Here is a 4395-nt window from a genome sequence, read left to right on the forward strand (position 1 = left end):
GCGACGCCGGGTCGCCGGTGTAGAGCGCGTCCACGTCGGAGAGCAGCACCAGCAGATCGGCCTGGACCAGGGCGGCCACCAGGGCGGCGAGCCGGTCGTTGTCACCGAAGCGGATCTCCTCGGTGGCCACCGTGTCGTTCTCGTTGACGATCGGCAGGGCGCCGAGGTCGAGCAGCTTGCGGAGGGTGCGGTACGCGTTGCGGTAGTGCGCGCGCCGGGTGACGTCGTCGACGGTGAGCAGGATCTGTCCCACGGTCAGCCCGTGCCGGGCGAAGCCGGCCGCGTACCGTCCGATCAGCAGCCCTTGGCCCACGGACGCCGCGGCCTGCTGGGTGGCCAGGTCGCGCGGACGCCGGCGCAGTTTCAGCGGGGCCAGGCCGGCGGCGATGGCGCCGCTGGAGACCAGCACCATTTCCCGGCCCTGCGCGGCGAGACCGCCGATGGCATCGACGAGGGCGTCCACCCGCTGCTCGTCTATCCCGCCGGCCGCCGTGGTCAGCGAGGACGAGCCCACCTTGACCACGATCCGTCGCGCACCCGTCACCTGTTCCCGCACCCGCCCATTCTGCGCGCCGGGCCCTGCGGCACCGAGCGGAGATCCCATATCGTGGCGTCGGTGACACCGCAGGAGTACGTCGAAGAGGTCCTCCGGCTCGTGGAGAGCATCCCGGAGGGTCACGTCATGTCCTACGGGGCTGTCGCGGACGCGCTGGCGGACATCTCGGGCCGCAACTCGGCGCGGCAGGTCGGCACGATCATGGCCCGGCACGGCGGCGGCGTGCCCTGGCACCGGGTCGTCACCAGCGCCGGCCGGATGCCGCCCGGGCACGAGCAGGAGGCACGGCAACGGCTGCTCAGCGAGGGCGTGCCGCTGAAGGGGGAGTACGTGGACATGGCCCGAGCGAGCTGGACGCCCTGATGGAGACCGGACAGCCGAGCCGCACCGCGTTCAGCGCGGCCCGTTACCGGGCGGCCCACCAGCTCATCGAGGGCGGCGGGATCTTCACCGACCCGCTGGCCGTACGCATCCTCGGGGTGCCGCCGGACGTCGAGGAGGCACCGGGCCGCCGGGCGATGCGCCTGTTCATCGCCGCCCGCACCCGGTTCGCCGAGGACGCCCTGGCCGCGGCGGTGCGGGACGGCACCCGTCAGGTGGTCGTGCTGGGCGCGGGTCTGGACACGTTCGCGTACCGCAACCCGTGGCCGGAGCTGCGGGTCGTCGAGGTCGACCACCCGGACACCCAGGCGTTCAAGCGGGAACGGCTGGCCGCGGCGGGCATCACGGTGCCGGAGTCGCTGACGTACCTGCCGGTGGACTTCGAACGGGAGTCGCTCGCGGACCGGCTCGTTCCGGACGAGGCGGCGTTCTTCCTGTGGCTGGGCGTGGTGCCGTATCTGAGCCGTGCGGGCTTCGACGAGACGCTGTCACTGATCGCGGCCACGCCGAGGTCGCAGGTGGTGTTCGACTACGCGATGCCGCCCTCGTCGATGTCACCCGAGCGGCAGGCCGCCCTCGAGGCGCGCGCGGCCCGGGTGGCGAGCATCGGTGAGCCCTGGCGGACCTACTTCCTGCCGGACGAACTGGCCGCCGAGCTGCGTGGGCGTGGCTTCGACGAGCTGGAGGACCTGGGGCCGGCCCAGCTGGCGGCCCGCTGGTTCGGCCGTCCCGACGTGCCGCCGGACACCCCGGGTGGCCACGTGATCCACGCCCGGCGGCGTTAGAGCGGCCGGCTGATCAGGGTCGCGGCGCCGCGCATCTGGAGCTCGAAGAACTCGCGGCGGGCCTCGATGGTGTTGTTGAGCTGCCCGAACAGCTCCGCGCTGACCGCGCCGCAGAGGTGGATCCAGGCTCCGATGGCCCGGGCGACCAGCTGCGGCGGGGTGCCCGGTGCGGCCTGCTCGGCCACGTACGCCAGCTCGTCGCCGAGCTTGCCGGTGATCGGCTCGCCGGCCGCGGCCTCGCCCGCGGCGGACGCGTCGCCCACGATCCGGCCGATCACCAGGATCACCCGGATGGCCGGGCCGACCGTGTCCCGGGGCGCCTGGTAGCCCGGGACCGGGCTGCCGTAGATCAGCGCCCACTCGTGCGGGTTGGCCAGCGCCCAGTCGCGGACCGAGTGGCAGACGTTCAGGAACCGGTCGGTGAAGCCGCTGCCGCTCACCGACGCCTCGGCAGTGGCCCCCAGGGCGTCGTACGCGTCGATGATCATGGCCGTGAGCAGCTCGTCCCGGCTGGCGAAGTAGCGGTAGACGGCGGACGAGGCCATGCCCAGGTCCCGGGCGACCGCGCGCAGCGACAGGTTCGCGCCGTCGGTGGCCAGGTGGCGCCGGGCCACGGCTTTGATCTCGTCGGTCATCTCGGCGCGTACGCGGGCCCGGATCGATGCGGCGGTCATGCCGGCAAGTCTGCCACAAAAGAGAGCACTGCTCTTGCCAAGGCAGGGATGGAGTGAGATTGTTGTTCTCAACGGAGAGCAGTGCTCACAAAGGAGATCGCAATGTCGAAGCACGTGATCGTCGGTTCCGGCCCGGTCGGTTCCTCGGTGGCCCGCCTGCTCGCCGAGCGCGGCGAGTCCGTACGCGTCGTCACCCGCAGCGGCACCGGCCCCACGCACCCGCTGATCGAGCGGATCGCCGCCGACGCCACCGACGCGGACCGGCTCACCGAGCTCACCCGCGACGCCGCCGCCCTCTACAACTGCGCCAACCCGACGTACACCCGGTGGGAGGCGCTCTGGCCGCCGCTGGGCGGAGCCATGCTGACCGCCGCCCAGCGCACCGGCGCGGTCCTCGCCATCACCGGCAACCTGTACGTCTACGGCCCGGTCCCCGGCGGCCGGATGACCGAGAACAGCCCGCTCGCCGCGACCGGCCGCAAGGGCCGGGTGCGGATCAAGATGTGGCAGGACGCCCTGGCCGGCGGGGTCCGCACGGTCGAGGTCCGCGGGTCCGACTACATCGGAGCCGGGGCGTCGTCGATCTTCTCCCAGGTGCTGCTGCCGGCGATCGCCAAGGGCCGGGCGGCGTGGATGCCGGGCGACGTCGACGCGCCGCACACCTTCACCTACACCGGTGACATGGCCCGGGCCCTGGTGGCGCTGGCCGCCGACGACCGGGCGTACGGCCGGGCATGGCACGTGCCGTCCGTCCCGGCGCTCAGCGTCCGCGCCCTGGCCGACCGCTACTTCACGCTGACCGGCACCAAGCCCGTCGCGATCCGGCAGCTGCCCCGCTTCGTGATGCGCACCGCGGGCCTGGCGGTGCCGATGGCCCGCGAGCTGGCCGAGATGGACTACCAGTTCTACGCACCGTTCATCATGGACAGCTCCCTGACCGAGCGCACCTTCGGCCTGACCGCCACCGACCTGGACGTGTCGCTGGCCGAGGTCGCGGCCCACTCGGAGGCCACCCTGGCCCGCACGATGTGACGACTGTCAGAGCAGCAACCCGACGCCGTCGCGGCGGGGGTCGCCGGCCGCACCGCCGACACCCACCGCCGTGACGCCGCCGAAGTAGTGGTTCAGCTCCGGCCATTCGTTGATCCGCCAGCCCGCCACGGCCAGCGCGGCCAGCTCGTCGCGCGGGTAACCCGGCTCGGCGTGGACCGTGTCGTCCACGACGTGGAAGCGCGGCCGGGCGATCGCGGTGGGCATGTCCACCCCGTCGACCAGCACCCCGAGCAGCGTGTCGACCAGCGCCGTACGGATCCGCGAGGCACCCGCCGAGCCCGCCGCGACAGCCAGCGCGCCCTCGTCGTCGATGACCACCAGCGGGCACATGTTGGACGACATCCGGACGCCGGGCCCGAGGTCCTCGGTGATCAGCTCACCCTCGCCGAGCATGGAGTTGAGGTTGACGCCCAGCCCGGGCAGCCACACCGCGGCGCCCAGCCCCATCGTCGTGGTGATCACGCAGGCGTTGCCGTCGCGGTCGACCACCGAGACGTTGGTGGTGTCGCCGATCTTCTGCCGGCCCCGGTCCCGCAGGGCCGCGGCCACCGCCACCGCGCGGGCCGGCCGGGGCAGCACGGCCAGGTCCCGGGGCAGAGCCGCGATGGTGTCGACGGTCCGGTTGAGATCGTGGCGGGCCCGGACCTGGTGCCCGGCGAGCGTGGCCCGGTCGACCGGCGTCTCCAGCACCCGGTAGTCGGCCAGGTCGCGCGGGCCGAGCACCCCGCCGGCCGCGCGGACCGTCTCGACCAGCAGCGGCGCGTAGGAACCGGTGTGGAACAGCCCGGGCCCCTCGGCCGCGAGTGCCGCCATCGCCGTCGCCAGCCCGGGGTGGAAGAGCAGGTCACCGCCCTGCAGCAGCTTGCCCTGCGTCTCACCTCGGCCGCCCGGGAGTCGCTCAAGGGCGTCGAGACGGTGATCATCGACGAGGTGCACGCGGTCGCGG

6 protein-coding genes are annotated in these 4395 nt (G+C 73.1%); 3 read left to right on the forward strand and 3 right to left on the reverse strand.

Features of this window, described 5'->3' with window-relative positions:
- On the reverse strand, positions 1-556 hold a 556-nt coding region (gene proB, locus AB0C29_RS35690), incomplete at its 3' end, for a glutamate 5-kinase (protein ID WP_360829924.1).
- 60 nt (positions 557-616) lie between these two features.
- Here proB and AB0C29_RS35695 point away from each other — a divergent pair.
- Positions 617-919 carry an MGMT family protein gene (locus tag AB0C29_RS35695; protein ID WP_360829927.1) on the forward strand — a complete coding sequence of 101 codons (303 nt, stop codon included), beginning with the start codon at positions 617-619 and terminating at the stop codon, positions 917-919.
- A complete protein-coding gene (locus tag AB0C29_RS35700) occupies positions 919-1722 on the forward strand; it encodes an SAM-dependent methyltransferase (RefSeq protein ID WP_360829930.1) in 804 nt (267 codons plus the stop codon). The genes AB0C29_RS35695 and AB0C29_RS35700 overlap by 1 nt, the downstream gene beginning before the upstream one ends.
- Here AB0C29_RS35700 and AB0C29_RS35705 read toward each other — a convergent pair.
- The gene (locus AB0C29_RS35705) at positions 1719-2396 is read right to left on the reverse strand and encodes a TetR/AcrR family transcriptional regulator (protein ID WP_360829933.1); all 678 of its coding nucleotides are present in this window, start codon (positions 2394-2396) and stop codon (positions 1719-1721) included. The genes AB0C29_RS35700 and AB0C29_RS35705 overlap by 4 nt on opposite strands.
- A 102-nt stretch (positions 2397-2498) precedes the next feature.
- Between AB0C29_RS35705 and AB0C29_RS35710 the strand changes: the two genes are divergently transcribed.
- Complete coding sequence (locus tag AB0C29_RS35710; RefSeq protein ID WP_360829936.1) at positions 2499-3428, forward strand: NAD-dependent epimerase/dehydratase family protein; 930 nt, start codon at positions 2499-2501, stop codon at positions 3426-3428.
- A 6-nt stretch (positions 3429-3434) separates the two neighbouring features.
- Here the strand turns inward: AB0C29_RS35710 and AB0C29_RS35715 are convergent, their stop codons facing one another.
- Positions 3435-4262 carry a gamma-glutamyltransferase gene (locus AB0C29_RS35715; protein ID WP_360829939.1) on the reverse strand — a complete coding sequence of 276 codons (828 nt, stop codon included), beginning with the start codon at positions 4260-4262 and terminating at the stop codon, positions 3435-3437.
- Positions 4263-4395: the final 133 nt, after the last annotated feature.

This window comes from Actinoplanes sp. NPDC048791, assembly GCF_040650095.1.
Lineage (GTDB): Bacteria > Actinomycetota > Actinomycetes > Mycobacteriales > Micromonosporaceae > Actinoplanes.

Excerpts from the sequence above, each read along its gene's own strand:
- AB0C29_RS35700 (WP_360829930.1), top strand. The coding sequence starts at position 919 with ATGGAGACCGGACAGCCGAGCCGCACCGCGTTCAGCGCGGCCCGTTAC.
- AB0C29_RS35705 (WP_360829933.1), bottom strand. The coding sequence starts at position 2,396 with ATGACCGCCGCATCGATCCGGGCCCGCGTACGCGCCGAGATGACCGAC.
- AB0C29_RS35710 (WP_360829936.1), top strand. The coding sequence starts at position 2,499 with ATGTCGAAGCACGTGATCGTCGGTTCCGGCCCGGTCGGTTCCTCGGTG.
- AB0C29_RS35715 (WP_360829939.1), bottom strand. The coding sequence starts at position 4,262 with ATGGCGGCACTCGCGGCCGAGGGGCCCGGGCTGTTCCACACCGGTTCC.